This is a genomic window from Achromobacter sp. K91, assembly GCF_003576205.1.
GTDB classification, from domain to species: domain Bacteria; phylum Pseudomonadota; class Gammaproteobacteria; order Burkholderiales; family Burkholderiaceae_B; genus Achromobacter; species Achromobacter aegrifaciens.
The window spans coordinates 105,176-125,280 of the sequence record NZ_QWFB01000027.1 but is presented as its reverse complement, the minus strand read 5'-3'; the positions used below and the strand labels follow the sequence as shown (position 1 = coordinate 125,280).

The 20,105-nt window shown below is 67.4% G+C and carries 11 protein-coding genes; 6 read left to right on the top strand and 5 right to left on the bottom strand.

All coding sequences use genetic code 11. The annotated features are described in order from the left end of the window. Positions 1-27: 27 nt before the first annotated feature. From nagZ to DXK93_RS10070, 5 genes are all read left to right on the top strand, one after another. The gene (gene nagZ, locus DXK93_RS10090) at positions 28-1,086 is read left to right on the top strand and encodes a beta-N-acetylhexosaminidase (RefSeq protein ID WP_054452882.1); all 1,059 of its coding nucleotides are present in this window, start codon (positions 28-30) and stop codon (positions 1,084-1,086) included. After that, positions 1,049-2,875 carry an excinuclease ABC subunit UvrC gene (gene uvrC / locus DXK93_RS10085; protein WP_054452880.1) on the top strand — a complete coding sequence of 609 codons (1,827 nt, stop codon included), beginning with the start codon at positions 1,049-1,051 and terminating at the stop codon, positions 2,873-2,875. The genes nagZ and uvrC overlap by 38 nt, the downstream gene beginning before the upstream one ends. A 177-nt stretch (positions 2,876-3,052) precedes the next feature. Next, positions 3,053-3,625, top strand: coding sequence for a CDP-diacylglycerol--glycerol-3-phosphate 3-phosphatidyltransferase (gene pgsA / locus DXK93_RS10080; RefSeq protein WP_119449989.1), 573 nt, complete (start codon positions 3,053-3,055; stop codon positions 3,623-3,625). Between the two features lie 201 nt (positions 3,626-3,826). Further along, entirely contained in the window at positions 3,827-5,131 is a 1,305-nt protein-coding gene (locus DXK93_RS10075) for an MFS transporter (protein ID WP_054452878.1), read from the top strand. 111 nt (positions 5,132-5,242) lie between these two features. Next, entirely contained in the window at positions 5,243-6,244 is a 1,002-nt protein-coding gene (locus tag DXK93_RS10070) for a cytochrome-c peroxidase (RefSeq protein WP_054452876.1), read from the top strand. Between the two features lie 15 nt (positions 6,245-6,259). On the opposite strand, the gene queF is transcribed toward DXK93_RS10070, so the two are convergent. Continuing rightward, positions 6,260-7,084, bottom strand: a complete 825-nt coding sequence (gene queF, locus DXK93_RS10065; protein WP_119449988.1) for an NADPH-dependent 7-cyano-7-deazaguanine reductase QueF — start codon at positions 7,082-7,084, stop codon at positions 6,260-6,262. Between the two features lie 324 nt (positions 7,085-7,408). On the opposite strand from queF, the gene aceA reads away from it, so the two are divergent. Continuing rightward, the gene (gene aceA, locus DXK93_RS10060; RefSeq protein WP_042794353.1) at positions 7,409-8,728 is read left to right on the top strand and encodes an isocitrate lyase; all 1,320 of its coding nucleotides are present in this window, start codon (positions 7,409-7,411) and stop codon (positions 8,726-8,728) included. A 74-nt stretch (positions 8,729-8,802) separates the two neighbouring features. Here the strand turns inward: aceA and DXK93_RS10055 are convergent, their stop codons facing one another. From DXK93_RS10055 to DXK93_RS10040, 4 genes are all read right to left on the bottom strand, one after another. After that, positions 8,803-13,452 carry a hypothetical protein gene (locus DXK93_RS10055; RefSeq protein WP_119449987.1) on the bottom strand — a complete coding sequence of 1,550 codons (4,650 nt, stop codon included), beginning with the start codon at positions 13,450-13,452 and terminating at the stop codon, positions 8,803-8,805. 9 nt (positions 13,453-13,461) lie between these two features. Further along, positions 13,462-17,634: a hypothetical protein gene (locus DXK93_RS10050; protein ID WP_119449986.1), complete on the bottom strand. Its 4,173-nt coding sequence runs from the start codon at positions 17,632-17,634 to the stop codon at positions 13,462-13,464. A 376-nt stretch (positions 17,635-18,010) separates the two neighbouring features. Then, positions 18,011-19,447 carry a dethiobiotin synthase gene (bioD, locus tag DXK93_RS10045; protein WP_119449985.1) on the bottom strand — a complete coding sequence of 479 codons (1,437 nt, stop codon included), beginning with the start codon at positions 19,445-19,447 and terminating at the stop codon, positions 18,011-18,013. Continuing rightward, positions 19,444-20,100: an alpha/beta fold hydrolase gene (locus tag DXK93_RS10040; protein ID WP_233564529.1), complete on the bottom strand. Its 657-nt coding sequence runs from the start codon at positions 20,098-20,100 to the stop codon at positions 19,444-19,446. The genes bioD and DXK93_RS10040 overlap by 4 nt, the downstream gene beginning before the upstream one ends. Between the last annotated feature and the right edge of the window lie 5 nt (positions 20,101-20,105).

The window sequence follows — 20,105 nt, the reverse complement described above, 5'->3', positions numbered from 1 at the left end:
CAGACTTAGACAGAAGGACAGCCTGACATGGCCAAGAAGAAATCTAGGGCGGTCCTGCCGCCCGGCCCCGTGATGGTCGATGTGGCGGGACACTCGCTGACGAAGGCGGAGAAGAAGCGCCTGCGCCATCCGCTGGTGGGCGGCGTGATCCTGTTTGCGCGCAACTTTGAAAGCCGCAAGCAACTGACCGAGCTGACGCGCCAGATCCACAAGGCTCGCAAGGAGCCGCTCTTGATCCTGGTGGACCACGAAGGCGGCCGTGTGCAGCGCTTCCGCGACGACGGCTTCACGGCGCTTCCCGCCATGCGCGACCTGGGCGCGTTGTGGGACCGCGATCCGCTGCAGGCCATGCGCCTTGCGACCGAAGCCGGCTACGTGCTGGCCGCCGAGCTGCGCGCCTGCGGCGTGGACATGAGCTTCACGCCGGTGCTGGACCTGGACTACGGCGTCAGCAAGGTGATCGGCACCCGCGCCTTCCACCAGGACCCGCGCGTGGTCACGATGCTGTCGCGCGCGCTGATCCAGGGCTTGCAGCTGGCGGGCATGTCGGCCTGCGGCAAGCATTTCCCCGGCCATGGTTTCGTGGAGGCGGATTCGCACCACGAGATCCCGGTGGACCCGCGTCCGCTGGACAAGATCCTGCAGGACGATGCCGCGCCGTACGCCTGGCTGGGCGATGCAGTGCTGCCGTCGGTGATGCCTGCGCACGTGATCTATCCCAAGGTCGACAAGCACCCGGCCGGCTTCTCCAAGCGCTGGGTGCAGGACATCCTGCGCACCCGCCTGGGCTACGATGGAGTGGTGTTCTCGGACGACCTGACCATGGAAGGGGCCTCGGTCGCGGGCGACATCCTGGACCGCGCCAACGCGGCGCTGGGCGCCGGCTGCGATATGGTGCTGGTGTGCAACCGGCCGGACCTGGCGGACGAATTGCTCGAACGCCTGAAGTTCGAGCACGCGCCCGAGTCCGTGGCGCGCATCCGCCGCCTGATGCCGCGCTTTGACGCGCCGGACTGGGATACCTTGCAGGCTGAGAGCCGTTATCAGAATGCCCGACGACTTCAATCTCAAATCGTTCCTGGCTGACCTGCCGCATCTGCCGGGCGTGTACCGGCATCTGGATGCGGCCGGAGAGGTCATGTATGTCGGCAAGGCGCGCGACCTGAAGAAGCGCGTCTCGTCGTATTTCCAGAAAAACCTGGCCAGCCCCCGCATCGCCCAGATGGTGGCGAAGGTGGCGCGGCTGGAGGTGACGGTGACGCGCTCCGAAGCGGAAGCGCTGATCCTCGAAAACAACCTCATCAAGACCCTGAAGCCGCGCTACAACATCCTGTTCCGCGACGACAAGTCTTATCCCTACCTGCTGATCACCGGCCACGAATGGCCGCGCATTGCCTATTACCGCGGCGCCACCAACAAGCGCGGGCAGTACTTCGGGCCGTTCCCCAATGCCTGGGCCGTGCGCGAGACCATCCAGATCCTGCAGAAGGTATTCCGCCTGCGGACCTGTGAGGACTCGGTCTTCGCCAACCGTTCGCGACCCTGTCTGCTGCATCAGATCGGGCGCTGCTCGGCGCCCTGCGTCGGCGCGATCGAAGCCGCCGACTACGAACGCGACGTGCAGCGCGCCGTGCGCTTCCTCAACGGGGAAGCCAAGGAGGTGATGGGCGAAATCGAAAGCCGGATGCAGCAGGCGGCCAGCGAACTGCGCTTCGAGGAAGCGGCGGCGCTGCGCGACCAGATGGGGTCGCTGGCGCGCGTATTGCACCAGCAGACCATGGAAAACGTCAGCGGCGAGGACACCGACATCATTGCGGTGGCGATCGCGGGCGGCAAGGTCTGCGTTAATCTGGCCATGGTGCGGGGCGGCCGCCATCTGGGCGACAAGCCGTTCTTTCCCACGCATGCCGAGGGCGAGGCCGCGCCGCAGGTGCTGGAAGCCTTCGTGGCCCAGCACTACACCGACAATGCCATGCCGCCGGTGCTGGTCTGTTCGCACGCCTTGCCGGATCCTGACCTGATCGGCCTGTTGGTGGAACAGGCGGGCGGACGCCCGTCGCGGGTGCTGACGCGTCCGCAAGGCGCGCGCCGCGCCTGGCTGGAGCAGGCGGCCAAGAACGCCGAAATGGCCTTGGCCCGCGCCTTGACCGAGTCCGGCGCCCGCGCCGCCCGGACACTGGCGTTGGCCGAGGCGCTGGACCTGGACACGGACGAAGCCGCGCTCGACGCGTTGCGCATCGAATGCTTCGACATCAGCCACACGGCGGGCGAAGCGACCCAGGCGTCCTGCGTGGTGTTCGAACACCACGACATGCAGCCGTCGCTGTACCGCCGCTACAACATCGCCGGCATCACGCCGGGCGACGATTACGCCGCGATGCGCCAGGTACTGAGCCGCCGCTTCGCCAAGGTGGCGGACGGCGAGGCGCCCATGCCCGGCCTGGTGCTGATCGACGGCGGCAAGGGCCAGGTGGAAGTCGCCCGCCAGGTGTTCGTGGAACTGGGCCTGGATATCCAGACGTTGGTAGGCGTGGCCAAGGGGGAAGGGCGCAAGGTCGGCCTGGAGACCCTGGTGTTCGCCGACGCCCGCCCGCCGGTGGCGCTGGGCGGCGAATCCGCCGCGCTGATGCTGATCGCCCAAGTGCGCGACGAGGCGCACCGCTTCGCCATCACCGGCATGCGCGCCCGCCGCGCCAAGGCTCGCAACGTTTCTCGCCTGGAAGAAATCGAAGGCATCGGCGCCCGCCGCCGCCAGCGCCTGCTGGCCCGTTTCGGCGGCTTCTCGGGCGTGGCTTCGGCCAGCATCGAAGACCTGGCCTCGGTCGACGGCATCTCCCAAGACCTGGCGATCCGCATTTATGAAGCCCTGCGGTAGCCGCCATGCATAAATGCCGGCGGTTACTCACCCTCTGCTGGGTTACAGACGCAGCAACCGGCGTAGCGCCCGCCGGGCCGCGCGGATCCGGCTCCGCCGGTCCGCAGCGGCGCCCCCCTGGGGGGGAAGCGCCTCAGGCGCTTCGGGGGGGCGTCTTACTGTTAGCATACGGACACTATGCCAATTAATGTACCCATTATCCTGACATGGCTGCGCATCGCCATGATTCCGCTGGTGGTCGGGCTGTTCTACCTGCCCGAAAGCTGGATGTCGGTCCCTGTGCGCGACACTTTCGCCGCCTGGGCTTTCATTATTGCGGCGCTGACCGACTGGTTCGATGGCTGGCTGGCCCGCCGCTGGAACCAGACCTCGGCGTTCGGGGCCTTCCTGGATCCGGTCGCCGACAAGCTGATGGTCTGCGCGGCCCTGATCGTCCTGCTGGACCTCAGCCGCGTCGACGCCTTTATTTCCCTGATCATCATCGGCCGTGAAATCACGATTTCCGCGCTGCGCGAATGGATGGCCAAGATCGGCGCCAGCGCCAGCGTGGCGGTGCACCGGCTGGGCAAGTTCAAGACGGCCGCGCAAATGGTGGCGATTCCGTGCCTGCTGTACAACCAGCCGATCTACGGCGTCAGCTCGCGCCTGCTGGGCGATGTGCTGATCATCGTGGCGGCGGTGCTGACGGTGTGGTCGATGCTGTATTACCTGCAGCGCGCGTGGCCCGCCATCCGCGAAAAGGCCATGTAGTCCAGAGTCCGTATTTTTGTTTGGCAGAGCGGCGGCACGGCTCGCGCAAGGCGGCCGCCGTTACATACCAAGAGCGATCCGCCGGCGTGTCCGGGACGGCGCCTAGAGTCCAACGCCCGGAACATCCGGACGTTGCCGGAGACAACCCGCGCACCGCCGCATCGGCGCCGCGCCACCTGCCGCTGACCGCGGCCGCCTGCAATGAACACCGCTGCGAATACCCTGGCCCTGGACGCCGCCGCCCGCCGGCGCGACTGGAAGATCATTCTGCTGATCGGGGTCGCCCACGCTTCCTCCCACTTCTTCCAACTGGTCCTGCCCTCGCTCTATGTCTCGCTGGGCAACGAGTTCGGCCTGGACTTCGCCCGCCTTGGGCTGCTGGTGTCCACGTTCTATGTGGTTTCCGGCATCGGCCAGGCGTCCTCGGGCTTCGTGGTGGACCGCATCGGCGCGCGGCCGGTGCTGTGGTTCGGGCTGGCGTGCTTCGTGTTGTCCGGCGTGCTGATCGGATCGGCCAACGGCTACGCCATGCTGATCGTGGCGGCCGTCGTGGGCGGCATCGGCAACTCCGTGTTCCATCCCGCCGACTATTCCATCATCAACCATCGCATTTCCGCGCCGCGCCTGGGACATGCCTTCTCCACGCACGGGCTGACGGGCAATCTGGGCTGGGCGCTTACCCCGGTTTTCATGACCAGCATCACCTTGCTCGCAGACTGGCGCGTAGCGGCCTATAGCGCCGCCGGGCTGGTGGCCTTGGTGCTGTTGTTGACGATTCTGGGTCGCGATCTGATCGGCGGCCCGTCGCCGCTGGAAGGCCACGCGGACGTGGAAGCCGGCAAGGCCGCTCCCAAGCCCGCGGCAAAGCCGCAGGAAAGCGTGCTGACGACGCTGACCACGCTCTTGTCCAAGCCGGCGCTGTGGGGCGCGTTCCTGTTCTTCGCCTGCACCTCCATCGCGCTGTCGTCGGTGCAGAACTACACCATCCCCTTGCTGGGCCAGCTGTATGACCTGTCCAAGGTCGCGGCCAGTTCGGCGCTGTCCGGCTACATGGTGGCTTCGGCCGTCGGCATGGCCGCGGGCGGCTTTCTGGTGTCGGCCAATCCGCGTACCGAACGCACCGTGATGGTGGCCCTGATCCTGGCGGGCCTGACGCTGGTGGTGCTGGCGCTGGGTTTGGTGCCGGCTGTGATGGCCGCACCGGTGGTGGCCCTGGCGGGCTTCTGCTCCGGCGTCGCGGCGCCGTCGCGCGACATGTTGATCCGCCGCGTCACGCCCAAGGGTTCCACCGGCTCGGTCTACGGACTGGTGTACTCCGGCATGGACGTGGGCTCGGCCCTGGGGCCGCTGGCCTTCGGCCTGCTGCTGGACGCCGGGCTGCGGCAGGGCCCCTGGGTGGGCGCGGGCGTGGCATTCGCTGCCGCCGCCTTCCTGGCGCAATGGATCGCGGTGCAGGCGCGGCGTGCGGAACCCGCCGCTGCGGCTTCGGCGGCTGTGCGTTCCTGATCATGGCGGGCCCTGCACGGGCCCGACCGTTTGACCCGGCGCAAGGTTCGACCCGTTTCCCTCTGATGTAATGACCTTTATGGGACAAAGGTTATTCACAGGAGAAGCGAAATGAGAAGGGCAAGCGCGTTGCTGGCGGCCGGGGTCGCCTTGGGCAGTTGGATGGGTCTGGCCCAGGCGGCTTCGCAGGAACCGATACAGCCGGTGGAGCCGGCGGTCATCAAGGAGCCGGCCAAGGTCGAACTGGGCAAAAAGCTCTTCTTCGATCCGCGCCTGTCCCGGTCCGGCGCGATTTCCTGTAATTCCTGCCACAACCTGGGCATGGGCGGTTCGGACAATCTCAAGGCCTCGATCGGGCACAAGTGGCAGCAGGGCTCGATCAATTCGCCGACGGTGCTCAACTCCAGTCTGAACATCGCCCAGTTCTGGGACGGCCGGGCCAAGGACTTGCGCGAGCAGGCGGGCGGCCCCATCGCCAATCCCATGGAGATGGCGTCCACTCACGAACTAGCGGTGCAGGTGCTGAATTCCATTCCCGGCTACCGGGCGGAATTCAAGCAGGTCTTCGGCAAAGACGACATCACCATCGACGAGGTCACCGGCGCCCTGGCCGCGTTCGAGGAAACGCTGGTGACGCCCAATTCGCGCTTCGACCAGTGGCTGCGCGGCGACCAGAAGGCGCTGACGGTGCGCGAGCTGGCCGGCTACGAACTCTTCAAGAACAGCGGCTGCGTGGCCTGCCACAACGGCGTGGCGGTGGGCGGCAATTCGTTCCAGAAGATGGGCCTGGTCACGCCCTACGTCACCGAGAACAAGGCCGAGGGCCGCGCGGCGGTGACGGGCAAGGACGCCGACCGCTTCAACTTCAAGGTGCCGACGCTGCGCAACGTGGCGCTGACCTATCCGTACTTCCATGATGGCGAGGCAGCTACCTTGACGCAGGCCGTGGACGTGATGGGCCGGTTGCAGCTGGGCCGGACCTTCACGCCCGATGAGAACGCGCAGATAGTGGCGTTCCTGAAGACCCTGACGGGCGATCAGCCGGCGATCCAGTACCCGGTGTTGCCGCCGTCGGCGGACGATACGCCGCGGCCCGAGCCTTTTGTGAAGTAACGCGGTTTCCGGCGCCTACTGGCGGACGGTACGCACGTCCGCCGGCGGCCCGGCTTCGAAATTGCTGCGCCAGGGGTTGATGTCCAGCCCGCCGCGGCGCGTATAGCGCGCGTAGACCGTCAGTTGCTCCGGCCGGCAGGCCTGCATGATGTCGCTGAAGATGCGTTCCACGCAATGCTCGTGGAATTCCGCGTGCTGGCGGAACGAGATCACATAGCGCAGCAGCGACTCGCGGTCTATGGGCGCGCCACGGTAGCGGACCTGCACGCTGGCCCAGTCGGGCTGGCCCGTGACGGGGCAGTTCGATTTCAACAGGCGCGACGCCAGCGTTTCCTCGACCACGTCGCCCGCGCGGGTGCGCAGCACTTCGGGGGCGGGCTCGTAGGTATCGATTTCGATATCCAGCTTGTCTATATAGACGCCATCCATTTCGCCCATCTGCAATTCGGAGAAGCGCTGCGGCAGGAAGAAATCCAGCCCCACCGGCGCGCCGGCGGCGGCGCTCAGGTCGCGCTCCAGACGGCCGCGCAGGGCGGCCGAATTGACCAGGCGGGTCTGGTTGAACGAGTTCAGATAGAGCTTGAAGGACTTGGACTCGATGATGTTGGGGCTGTCGGCCGGCACCGAGAAGGTGGCCATGGCCACGCGCGGCTTGCCCTTGGCGTCCAGCCAGGACAGCTCATAGGCATTCCACAGGTCCACGCCGGTAAAGGGCAGCTTGCCGGCTTCCAGGTTCAGCGCCGCGCGATTGTGCGAACGCGCGATGGGGAAGAGCAGGGAGGGGTCGTATTGCGAGGCGTAGGCCACGCTCTGGCCCAGCGGGCCGTGGGACAGCGTCATAGCGGAGTCATCGGAAACTTGAAGAATGAACGCATTGTAGGCGGTCGTAAAAAAGGCCGATTTTCCACATTGTGAAATGTAACCTTCGTCATGTGAAAGCCACTGCTGCGCAGCAGCGGGAGCCCATTTCACAGATGATAATTGCGTTCCGCAATACGAAATCAAGTTTGTAATTTATTGATTTATAAGAATAATATTTTTCGTCTTCTATAAGACATCAGTTCACATTGCTCCGCAGCAGAGGCATAGACTTTGTCCAACGATTCACGCAACGCAGGACGCGAATCTTTTGAAGTCTTCCCATCACTGACCAGGAGCATCAACATGAGCAACCGCGAAACCGAAATCCGCAATCTGCAGAAGGACTGGGCTGAAAACGCCCGTTGGCAAGGCATCAAGCGCGACTACAGCGCCGAGGACGTCATCCGCCTGCGCGGCTCCATCGGCGTGGAACACACGCTGGCGCGCCGCGGCGCCACCCGTCTGTGGGAATTGCTGCATAGCGAGCCTTTCGTGAATTCGCTGGGCGCCCTGACCGGCAACCAGGCCATGCAGCAGGTCAAGGCCGGCTTGAAGGCGATCTACCTGTCCGGCTGGCAAGTTGCCGGCGACGCCAACCTGGCCGGCGAGATGTATCCCGACCAGTCGCTGTACCCCGCCAATTCGGTGCCGCAAGTGGTCCGCCGCATCAACAATTCGCTGACCCGCTGCGACCAGATCCAGTGGATGGAAGGCAAGAACCCGGGCGACGAAGGCTACATCGATTTCTTCGCCCCGATCGTGGCGGACGCCGAAGCCGGCTTCGGCGGCGTGCTGAATGCGTTCGAACTGATGAAGGCGATGATCGAGGCCGGTGCTTCGGGCGTGCACTTCGAAGACCAGCTGGCTTCGGTCAAGAAGTGCGGTCACATGGGCGGCAAGGTGCTGGTCCCGACCCGCGAGGCCGTCGCCAAGCTGGTGTCGGCGCGCCTGGCGGCCGACACGATGGGCACGCCCACCGTGCTGCTGGCCCGCACCGACGCTGACGCGGCCGACCTGGTGACCAGCGACGTCGACGAGAACGACCGTCCCTTCATCACCGGCGAGCGCACCGTCGAAGGCTTCTTCCGCACCAAGGCCGGCATCGACCAGGCCATCTCGCGCGGTCTGGCCTATGCGCCGTACGCCGACCTGATCTGGTGCGAAACGTCCACGCCCAACCTGGAATACGCCCGCAAGTTCGCCGAGGCCATCCATCGCCAGTTCCCGGGCAAGCTGCTGGCCTACAACTGCTCGCCCTCGTTCAACTGGAAGAAGAACCTGGACGACGGCACCATCGCCAAGTTCCAGCGCGAGCTGGGCGCCATGGGCTACAAGTTCCAGTTCATCACGCTGGCCGGCTTCCACGCGCTGAACTACGGCATGTTCGAACTGGCCCACGGCTACGCCCGCCGCCAGATGAGCGCCTTCGTCGAACTGCAGCAGAAGGAATTCGCTGCCGCTGAAATGGGCTTCACCGCCGTGAAGCACCAGCGCGAGGTCGGCACCGGCTACTTCGACGCCGTGACGCAGACCATCGAAGGCGGCCAGTCCTCGACCACCGCGCTGACCGGTTCGACGGAGGAAGCCCAGTTCGAACACGGCAAGGAACAGAAGGCCGCGTAAGCATCGCAGGAGAGTTATGCAGTTGTAGTTGCTGTTGTAGGGTGGATTCGGGTGCCTTCGGGCACCCTTTTTTTTTAGAGCCCGAAGAACGCCGAATACACCAGCCTTTCCTCCACCACGCGACGCTGCTGGATGGCGCCGGCGCGCCGTTCGGGCACGGCGTTGTCGGTGTAATAGCGTTCATACTCGCGCACCGCGATGCGCGCGGGCTTGCCGCCGCGGTCGGGCAGCGTGACGCTGGCGGACCAGATGACCGGGTCCAGCAGTTCGCCCAGCAGAGGCCCCTCCAGCACCGGCGGAAAACGCACCACCGGGCCGACCGCCACGTTGCCCAGGCGCGATAGATCGGCCAGCGTCGCGGGCGTGGCGGTTTCCAGGATGGGCAGTTCGCGCATGCGGTCTATGAGTATGGGGCCAGGTATCGGGCCGGGCGGCTGGGGCGCCGGCCCGGACGGGTCCAGCAGGCCCGACGCCAGCACGGCGGCGTCGCTCCAGGCCAGGTCGCTGTCCAGCGCCGGGTCGCGCGTCTGCAGCACCAGCTCTACGCGGTTGCGGCCGCTTTCGGCGGTCTGGCCTATGCCAGGGATGAAGGAGATGTTCAGGTACTCGGAGTCCAGCGGGAACTTCATGGGTCCATGCTTGGGCACCACGCCGCGCAGGCTGAACGCCAGCCGGCCGCGCTTGACCTCGAACACCGCGCGGCGGCGCGGCAGCACCTGGGAGAACTCGGCCTGCACCACCCGCGACAGCTTGGCCGAACCGATGGCGTTGGGCTGATAGCGCGCCAGCGCCAGGCGCACGAAGGGCATGTAGGTCCGGCCGGGATCGAGCTCGATGTCGCAATACCAGCGCGCGCGTTCCTCGCTCCAGCGCACGCGGTGTCCGACCACGTGGACCAGCTGGGCCGGGATTTCCTGCAGATAGACCTGCTCGTCGGTGACGCGCGCCGAGAAGTCCGACACGCGCGCCTTGTGCTTGGGCGGGGGCGTCTCCCAGAGCGGATCCATGCCCCATTGCGTCACCAACGGCGTCAGCGGGTTGGTGATGTCGGTGAAGTTCTGGCCGTCGCCCGCGATCACCACGCCCAGCAGCTCGCCGTCGCCGGAGGAGAACCAGGGCCGCTCCAGCCAGACCCGCAGGCCGTTGCCCAGTCGCGTCACGTCCAGCTTGCCGTTGCTCGCCGTTTCCTCCCAGCGGAAGGTCGGCACGACGTAGGTCAGGACGGGGGCGTCCGGCGGCGCGCTGGCGCGCACGATGGTGTTCTGCGCCGTGCCGTCGCGCCTGAGCACCGGAGCGCCCGGGTCATCGTCCGCTCCTGTTTCCACCAGCGGGCCGTCGGCAACGGGCCCCAGCCGCGTGACCTTGTCCGTCTGCGCGTACAGCGAGGGCGGCAGGTATTCGCGGAACCGCGTGGCCGCGCGCAGGCGGTAGCGGATGAGGCGAAAGCGGGTGTCGCCGAATTCATGGCGGTCGCCGCGCGCGCGCAGCTTGCCGTCCGCGTTCAGTTGTTCCTTCACCGCATTGCTCAGGGTGAAGAGGTTTGCGTAGTTTTCGGACAAGGGAACCTCCGCCAGCACGCCATGGCCGGCCTGGCGTTCCGGACGCGGCTTCTGCAGGTCATCCACCCATTCGTGCCAGTCGGCCTCGATCTCGACCTTGCCGGTGGTGGGGCCGTGCAACCGCACGCGGGCATACAGGTTTGCATGGGCATCGCCAGGTCCGCGCTGCGGTTCCTCGGCCATCAGCAGCAGGGGCTCGCAGATCGGCTGCTGGGTCGCATGGACCAGCACCAGCGAGCGGTACGGCGTGACCATCCAGCAGCCGCCCAGCACGGACGACAGGCGCAGCGTCGCGCGCTCGCCTTCGTTGCTCGCCCAGGCGGGGATGCCGAAGGTGTTGGCCAGGCCGGGATTCACAAAACTGGAATAGCGCAAGCGGGCAATGCGCCCTTTGGGCAGGTAGAAGGTCAGGACCCGCTTGGCCTCGTCCCAGCTTGGGAGTCCGTCGTCGAGGAAATCCTCCGAGCAGGGCGGATCGGCCAGTGTGGCGCGGCGCTCTTCCAGTACGATGCGCAAGCCCAGCGTGTCCGGCCACTTGGGCGCATGCGCCACCAGCAGCACAAGTTCTTGCGCGGGCGTCAGCGCGATCACCGCGCTGGGTCCCAGCACCTTCGGTCCCGTGACGCCGGGCAGGGCATGGCCGGGCTGGGCGCGCAGCGCGATGCCGCCCGCAGCGGGGTCCGGCAAATAGGGCGTGAGCACCTGGGCTTCGCGGTGGATGACATATTGCCCGGCGGCCAGGCGCTCGCCGGTGGGGTGTTCAGGCGAGGGCTCTTTCGGCGGCACCTGTGCGGTGGTGGCGACCTGGTCCAACGCCTGCGGCGTCACGAGTTCTATGTCCGTGCCCGGCCCCTGGTCGTAGAGCGTGCCCGCGTCGCGGGCTGCGATTTCATAGGCCTGCTTGATGTTGGCGGGGTTGCCCATCATGCCGTCGAACAGGCCATGTGTTTCGCATTGCAGCTGCGAGGCCTTGGGCGGCACCACGTGGCGTTCATTGATGGCGGTATACGCGTAGTCCTTGGATGCGTCCTCCTGGCGTGCAGCCTTGAAATCGGGGCTGTCGAGGTAGGCCGCCGGGTCCATGCCGGTATTGCTGCGGATCACCATGCGTTCCAGCGACTCGCCTTCACTCAGGCGGGCGCGCTGCACCAGCGCGGGCGGATCCACCGGTTCGAAGCGCCAGTAGACGACCGGCTGGGTGGCGTTGTCGTCGCGCTCAAGCGATGGATCGTCATGCGCCAGGCTGTTGCCGGCCAGGTCCACCAGGCGCGCGCGGAAGCGGTAGGGCATGCCGAAGCGCAGGCGCGGCAGGCTGCCCTTGGCCGCCGCGAAGCTGACCGCCAGGCCGTTGCCTTTTTCCGTGGCCGTGTCCTGCACGTCTTCCGGCGTTTCGCCCTGCACGCCGCTGTCCGGATCCACGCGGTCGCGCAGGGTGCGTCCCGGACGTAGCGCCACCAGGCTCCAGCCAGTCCAGCGGAACAGGGATTCATGCAGGTATTGGTCGTCCGGATTCTCTCCGCCGCTGGTGGAGGCGCCTTTCACATAGCCCTCGTCATCAGGAAATTGCAGCGGCGCGCCGCCGTCCGTGCAGCGGTAGGTGCCGGCGCGCTGGCACAACGAGCGCCATTTCGGGGAATCGCCTGGAGCCTGCGCTTGCGCATCCACGCGATAGCCGCGCAGCAGATCCTCGGCATAGAGCACGATGCTGCCCGGCGCGCCCGACAGGGCGGCATTCTTCAGGGCCGCGGCCGCCGCGTTCTGCGCCACTTCCCAGGCGCGGCCGCGCCGCGCCACGCCCAGGCCGCCCGAGCGCAGCGCGGCCACGCCCTGTTTGTCGCCGGTGGTGTAGGTCACCGCGCCGTCGGCGCCCAGCGCCAGGCTCCTGGCGATCAGATTTTGTGCGCTGAGCACGAAGTCCACAGTCTTGAGCGCCGCGCCGTCGGCGTCGACCTGGTAGACGTCGAACGGCGTGCGGGGTTCGTACAGGTTCCAGCTGTCGTCGGCGCGGCGCAGCTTCAGCATGCCGCGCTCATGGTCGGCGGGGTTTCGCGGACGCGTGGTGAAGCGTTCCGCGTCGCCCGTCCAGGCGGTGGCGGGACAGGCGTCATCGCCGGCGTCGTGCCCGTCCTCCCAGCGCAGGGTCAGGAAGAAATAGCCCTGCGCGGCGGGCGCCGCCGCCAACTGCTGTTCCAAGGCCGAGCCCGGCGGGACCAGGCAATCAATGACCAATCCGAGCTGGCGCAGCAGCGCCGGGTAATCGCCGTAGGACGCCACGATGGCGTGGAAATCCATTTCCGGCTGGACGGGCGGCGCGGGTACGTTCTCGCCGTCCGGCCGCCGGATGCTGCGCTGTTGCGCCGTGGGCGGATCGCGGCGATAGAAGCGGTTGGCCTGGAACAGGGTGTACTCGGCCTGTGAGTTCCATAGCTTCATCAGGTTCTGGTCGGGGCCGGCGAGCCCGCCGTCGTTCCAGCGGGTGGGTAGGGCGCGCAGCGGAAAGCTCACCCCGGGCTGGGGATTGCCTTCGGCGTTCACGCCCGGCGCGGCGGCGTGGCCTTCGTAGACGCTGTGCGGGCCGTAGACCTGCGAGCGCAGCACGCGCTCGGCGCCGTCGCCGCCGTCGTCGAAGAAGCGGTCGAAGCCAGGCAGCGGCATTTCGACGCGCCGGTCGCCCAGCGAGATGAAGGTCGTGCGCGTGCCGCAGTCGCCCAGCATGTCCTTCAGGCCCGGATGCGCGTCGCGCCAGGGCAGCAGGGTGGGCGGCGTGCCGGTGGCCTGCACCGCCAGCCTGCCGTAGTGCTTGCGCGCCAGGCCCAGCACACCCGCCACCGAATACGAGAACAGGTTGACCTTGCTCATGTCGCGGAACACGAAGCCGGCGACCGGCGTGGTCTTGGGCAGCAGTCGTTCCCAGAGCGCCGCGTCGGCCTGCGCCTGCGGCTCCAGTTCGATCTCCGCCGCGCCGGTGTTCAGCGCAAAGCGCACGCGCTCCAGCGTGCGCGGCCAGTTGACCCAGTCGGCGAACGCGTGCAACTGCTGCTCGTTGACGGCCTGCGGCGTCAGGCGCGGCGAGGCCACGATGGAGATGCGCAGCCGGCCGGCGTCGGGGCCGGCGGGCACGCGGCCGTTGGGGATCGCGGTCCAGACTATCGTTTGCTTGGCCATGGACGTTCCTCAGGCAAAGGCTTCGGCGTATTCGCGCCAGGCGTACTCGCTGCTGTCGTCGATCTGCGCCAGCTCCTGCGCCAGCGGCAGGTCGGGATGCGGCCCCATCAGGTCGCGGAAGCCGGGGTCGCCATTGGACCCGGCGAACTTGCGTTCGCATGACAGCGACACGCTCATCGAGAACATGAAGACTTCGATCTCGACGGTGATGGTGGCGCGCCCCGCGCATTTGCCGCTTTCGAACTCGTAGCGCAGTTCCAGGTAGATCTCGATGGAAATGCTGACGATGCCGAGCACGCTGACGCAGCCACCCATGCGGAAGTAGCCGGCCAGCGAGCAGGCGTTCTTTTCCATGCGGAAGTAGATGCCGGCCATGACGTGCACGCCGCCGGAGGCCACGCCCAGATTCACCGACACGCTGGCGCCGAACTCGAAGGCCGCTTCCATCAGCTGGATGCCGCTGGGATCCAGGGTGATGCCGAAAAACCCGCCGCCGCCGAACATGCATACCGACAGGTTGAAAGGCTGTTCGCGCGTGCAAAAATTGAAGCGCACGGACAGGGGCTGGCCGATGAAGGGCACGGTGAAGCCCGCGCCCAGACTGAGGTTGGACAGATTGAAGACGCCGATGGCGACGGCCGGCAGCGCCAGGTCGAAGCCGGCGTCCACGCCCTTGGCCGAGATATCCAGATAAGGCGGATCGGAGAATCCGTCCAGCGGGATCAGGTCGCGCAGCGTTTCGACGAAGGACAGCGGGCCCACGAACTTGATGTCTGTCAGCAGCACGTCCACGTCCATCTTCGCGGCCGTGTCGATGCGGAACTCGATCTTCTCGAAGTTCAGCTCCATGAAGCTGGCAGGCGCGATCAGGACCAGGTCGAAGTCCTTCAGCGAGCAGACCACCGACATCTTGGGCGCGCTCTGCCCGTTCTTGCGCACACGCGCTTCCACCGCCACGCGAAAGCCATGCGTATCGTTGACGCGGAACAGCGGCGGGTCGCCAGGCTTGATCGACCAGCTCTTGATCACCGGATTCCAGTCGAAGCGGAGGGTGAGCTCATCGCCGGTCAGCAGTTCCAGCAGCTCCGCGCTGGCCAGCACCGCATCGACCGCCAGCTTGACCGCCTGCAGCGCTGTCTGCGCGATCTGGCGCGGCGCGCCTTCCAGCAGGCGTGCGCCGCCTATGGTGCCGGACAGCGGATCGACCGCGGCCGTGATGGCCTGCAGACGCGGCCTGAGCGTCGCGGCGTCGGCGAACAGGTCGTCCAGCTGGTCGGGGTGGCCCACAACCGCGTCGAGCGCGTCGTACAGCGCCTTGCCCTGCACCAGCAGCGCCGGCACGACGCCGACGCTGTCCAGGAGCGTCTGGGCGGTGTTGGCGGCCTGGCGCAGCGATTGCCGCAGGCCATCAGGCAAGTGCGCGCCGTTCACCTGCGCGTCCGCCGCGGTGCTCAACGCCCGCGCGGCATCGCGCGCGGCGGTGAGCACGGCGGGCAATCCCGGCAGCGCGGGCGCGGCGTCGAAGGACAGTCCGGCCAGCAGCGCGACCTGCGCGCGCACGGCGTCCAGCGCGGCGATCAGATCGTTGACGCGGGCCTTTGCGTCCTGCACCAGGTTCTGCGCGTAGGCCTGCGCCTGGCCGAGCAGATCCTGCAAGGTGTCTTTCAACACCTGCAACGCGGCCTCGGCGATGCGGCCTGGTTGCTGCGCCAGGTCCGCCACCAGGGCGTAGAGCCGGCCCATTTCGTTGACCAGGCTTTCCAGCTGGGAGCAGGCTTCCGATACGAAGCGCGGCACCCGCTCCGGCGTGCCGGCGGCGTTGGACACCGCTTCAATCACGTCGCCCAGCGGTATGCAGCCGAACAGCAGCGGAAAGGGCAGGTCCGAGGACATGACCTTGGGGAAGATATCCGGGCCGCTCATCTTGCCGGCGACGAAGTCCGAGACCTTGCCGCTGACCGGACCCGCCATGCGCGACAGCGCCGTGGGGCGCAGATTCGGCTGGACGAAGCCGCCCGCGCGGTCGCCCTGCGCGGAGAAGTTCAGCACCGCGTCGCCGCGATAGCCGGGCTCGGCGTCTATGTTGCCGAAGACCTGGCCGACGTTGCCGGAATCGAATCCGAACCGGAGGTAATGGTCGTTCCAGCTCAGCACGCTGTTGCTGTCGCTGCCGGTCAGTTCAGCCAGCGCGGCGATGCGGATCTCGGCGCGCTTGATGCCGGGATAGAACAGCGGGCCGTTCAAGGAGTCGCTGTAGGCGCGCAGCTGGGTATTGCCCGGATCGACCAAACCGTCGAACTCGATCGTCTCCGCTTGCGCGGCGGTATCGCCGGGCTTGAGCGGGGAGGCGAACGTGACGCGCTGCTGCTTGAACTGCGCGGTGCGGCGGCCGGATTCGGCATCGCGCCAGGCCTTGCGCGTCTGCTTCGCGAAAATCTCCGCGTTCACGTAGTCCGGCGTCAGCCATTGGCCGCTGAGCTTGCGCGGGCAGGCATGGCCGCCGTCCATGAAGATCATGGGCAGGTCGAACTGCACGATGCGGCCATCGATGTCGGTGGCCGAACAGGCGAAGCGGAAGGGGGTTCCGCCTATGCACGGCCAGAACAGCAATTGTCCCAGGCCATCGATGTTGCTGGCCTGGGAGGTAGGGGCATCCAAACTTGGCGTGACGGTGGTCAGGATGCGCACGCTGGAGAATGGCATCTGCCGATGCAGGAAGATCACGTTCCCCGAGTCGTCCCGCGCCTGCAGTTGCGGATCGGCATACACGCGTTCGCGCTGGCGCACGATGATGAACAGGCGTTGGCGCAGGTAGGCCGGGTTACCCGCCCTGGCCGTATGGAACTTGCGTTCGCTGACCTTCACCAGCGAAGCGCGGTGGCCGAAGGGGAACAGCAGGCCCTTGTAGACCACGCGGACGTAGTGGTCGCGGCCCATGGCGCCGCGATGCGTCCATTCTTCCAGCGACAGCCCGGGCGCGTCCCAGTTGCCGCGCGAGTCCAGCCAGGCGCCCAGCGCGGACAGCATCAGCAGCTTGGCGTCCACCGGCTGCGGCGTGTAGTTGGCGACGGAAAAATTCGACGACAGGTGCGCGATCTGGAACCGGTCGAAATCGTCCATCGGCATGCGGAAGGGCGAGGTGTTCGGTTGCGGCAGATAGGTCGTCGCCGGCACGGGAAACGCTGCCTGCATGGGCTTGGTCGTGCCTTCGCCGCCCAGCGCCCAGATGGCGCGCAGGGTCGGCTTGGGATCGTCCGCCTGCGGCGCCGTTGCGCTGTTCTGCGGCTGCGCGGCCAGCAGCTGGGTATGCCAGAGCTCGGTGTGCTGCGTGGCGGCGGAAGTCGCTGGCGCCTTGGCGTGGCGCCAGCGTTCGTCCGCATGCGGGCTGAGGATCAGCCGCCACGGCAGTTCTATCGCCGTCTGCTGCGCGGCGGGCAGCGCGGGTTTGGGGCCGCGCCTGAGGATTTCGATCAGGGCGCTGGTGCGCTGAACCTCACGGACCGGCGCGCCGCCGCCCAGGCGCAATGCGCGCAGGCCTGGCGCGCCGCCGGCCTGCCGCAGCAACAGCGCACCGGGCGCGTTCTGCTGCGTGGCGATGCGTGCGCTGCGCAGCGCGAAGCTCGATAGCGCGGCGCGTTGCACCGGCGAGAGCTTGTCGATGCGGGTGTCGAACAGATCGCGCAGGTTCAGGCGCGGCGCGCTGGGCCCGGGCGGGCGCGCATTGGCGGCCACGGTCAACGGCAGCGACTCCATCGCGGCCAGCACGCCTTCCAGCGTGTAGGGCACGTCGAAGCCGTCGGGAACGTCAAAGGCCAGCCGCGATTCGCCGGCGATACGCGCGCGCACCGGCGGACCGGTGGGATCTTCCACGCCGCCTGGTTCCGGCTTGCCCGGCGTGGGACGGGGCGGCGGCTGGTTGGCGGTGCCGGGAGGCGGACGTTCGAAGAACGTCTCTTCGCTGATCGACTGCGGCGGGAAGTGGACGATGAGCGTGGCGGCCCCGTCGCCAGCCTTTTTCAGGCGAGGAGGTTGGCCCGGCGTGACCGTCAGGTTGCGCAGCTCCAGCCGCAAGGCCAGCAGATCGGCCGGGCGCAGCACGGCATGGCCGGGGCGGGTGCCGTCGAAGAAATTACGGTTGGGATTGGGGGCCAAAACAGGAATGTTCAGCCTTCTGGTGACCATGCCAGTTCTCCTGCAAATAAGGAAACCCAGGAACGAAATCCTGCACGTCCAGCTACCTGCGAATCGAACTGCCAATGTGGCGAAAATTATCGTTGTGTTGCGTTAGTAGTCAACAACGCACGAGCATGCGGCCGCCGTCGCCGCGGCCGCGCCGGCTTGAGAATCCGGATGTGGCTGAAAGATGTAGGAGAGGCATGCTTACGCGGGGGAAGTTCATGCTTTGCATGAGACTTTTGCCGCCATCCTTAGCCACGCGAAGTGCTGCGGCGGAACCTGTCCGCGTGGGGGACGGGTGGCCGTCAGCGGAATTTATTTTGTACGAATGCGTAACGGCTACGGCCCCGGAAATCACGCCATCCGCGGCCGCGCCAGGATCTCAACTGGCGACCGCGGGCGCACCGCCCAGCGCCTGCAGGCATTCCGCCAGCGGAGGAATGGCGCTGGCCAGGGCCTGGACGGTTTGCGCGTCGACCTTGGCCAAGGGCGGAATCTCGGCCAGCACGCGGACGTCGCCAAAGCGCTCGATGGCTTCCTTGTTGCCGGCCGAAAGCGGTCCGCTCATGATCACGCCCAGAACCGGAATGCCGCGGCGCTTGAGGGCCTCCAGGCTGAGCAGGGTGTGGTTGATGGTGCCCAGTCCGCTGCGGGCGGCCAGCACCACCGGCATATCCAGCCTGGCGATCAGGTCGATCATCATGTGGGTGTCGTCGATCGGCACGTAGAGGCCGCCCGCGCCTTCCACGATCAGCGGCGCCTGCGTGGCCGGCGGGACGATGCTGGTGGCGTCGACGATGGTGTCTTCCAGCGTGGCCGCGGCCCAGGGCGACAGCGGCGCCTGCAGCACGTAAGCGGGCAGGTGCAGGCGTTCGGGCGGCAGCCCGGCCAGTTGCGCCACGGTCTCGGTGTCGCCGGGTTCTTCCGCCACGCCCGTCTGTACGGGCTTCCAGTAGTCGGCGTTCCAGGCGCGCGCCAGGATCGCGGACACCAGGGTCTTGCCGATGCCGGTATCAGTGCCGGTCACGAAAACGCCGGCGGGGGACTGGTTCGATTTTTTCCACATACCGTAGGCCAGGTGATAGGTCACCCCGGCTCCTTGTTCGTCAAACGCCGCCAGCACCCGCCGCAGTTGCGCCGCGCCCAGCGGCGCGCGTCCTGGAGCGGGCGTGGTGGCGCCTATGCCTTTCAGGGCGCGCAGGAAATGCAGCCCGTCAGGATGATTTTGTATCAGCCGTTCGCTGCGCACGCCACCCGCCAGATTGCCCCTGTCCGGATGGATGGAGGCGGCGGCCGGGTAACGCGGCGTGGCGGCGGCAAGCCCTGCCGCAGCATGGGCGGCCTGCCATTCCTGGAATGTGCCGTCCGCCAGCGTCGCCACGGCCAGGCAGCCGCCCGGGGCGAGCAGCGCGGCCAGCCGGCCCAGCCCGGCATTCAGGTCGGAAAACCATTGCACCGCCAGGCTGGAGCAGATCAGGTCGTAGCCGCCTTCGAGCCCCGCGGGGTGCTCGCCGTCCAGCAATTGATAGCGGGCCTGGCCTGGCAATGCGGGGCCGCGCTGCGCGGCCGCGAGCATGCCGGCAGCGATGTCGGTGACGGTCCAGTCGGCGGGACCGATGCGGCGCGCCAGCGCCTGGGTCAGCAGGCCGGTGCCGCAGCCGATCTCCAGGATGCGCGGGCGGGATGGCAGGGGCAGCAGCGCGATATCGCCGGCCAGCCGCTCGGCTGCCAGCCGCTGGACGGACGCGTGGTTTTCATAGGCGGGGGCGGCGGCGCCAAAGCGCGCGCCGATGCCAGCGTTGCGGGGGGCTTGCGTCATGCGGCGTGCGCCAGTCCGGCAACGAAGGCGCGGATCCGCTCCGCGCACCAGGGCGCATCCGACGCCGGCAGCAGGTGGCCGCCGCCAGCCCGCTCATGGATCTCCGTGTCGGCCTTGCCGGCAAAAACTGCCTGCGTCATGGCCGGGGGCACGATGGGATCGTCGGCGCCAGCCAGGACCAACAGCGGCACGGGCAGCGCCGCCAGGGCCTCGCGCCGGTCCTCGTCGCGCAGGGCTTGCAGGTCGCGCGCCAGCGGCGCCAGCTGCGGCTCGCTGAAATCGGTGGCGTCGCCGCAGCGCTGGCGGAAGTCGCCCAGCACCGCCGCGGGGTCGGAGGACAGGCGCCTGGACATGCGATCCAGCACGCGCGGCGCCACGCCGGCCTCGAAGCCGGGGCCGGCGGAAAAGCGGGCGAAGCCGTTGATCGACACCAGGCCGAGGCAGTCTTGCGGCAGTTCGCGCAACAGGCGCAACACGCCCAGCGAATGGCCGATGGCGATCACCGGGCCGGCCATGGCAGGCCCCTGCGCCAGCCCGAAGTAGCCCGCGTCGAAGACGGCTTGCGGCCAGTCTGCGAGTTCGGCGCGCAGCGGCGTCCAGACGGAGGCGTCGAAGGCCCAGCCGTGTACGAACAGCAGGGTGGGGCGGGGCATGCCGG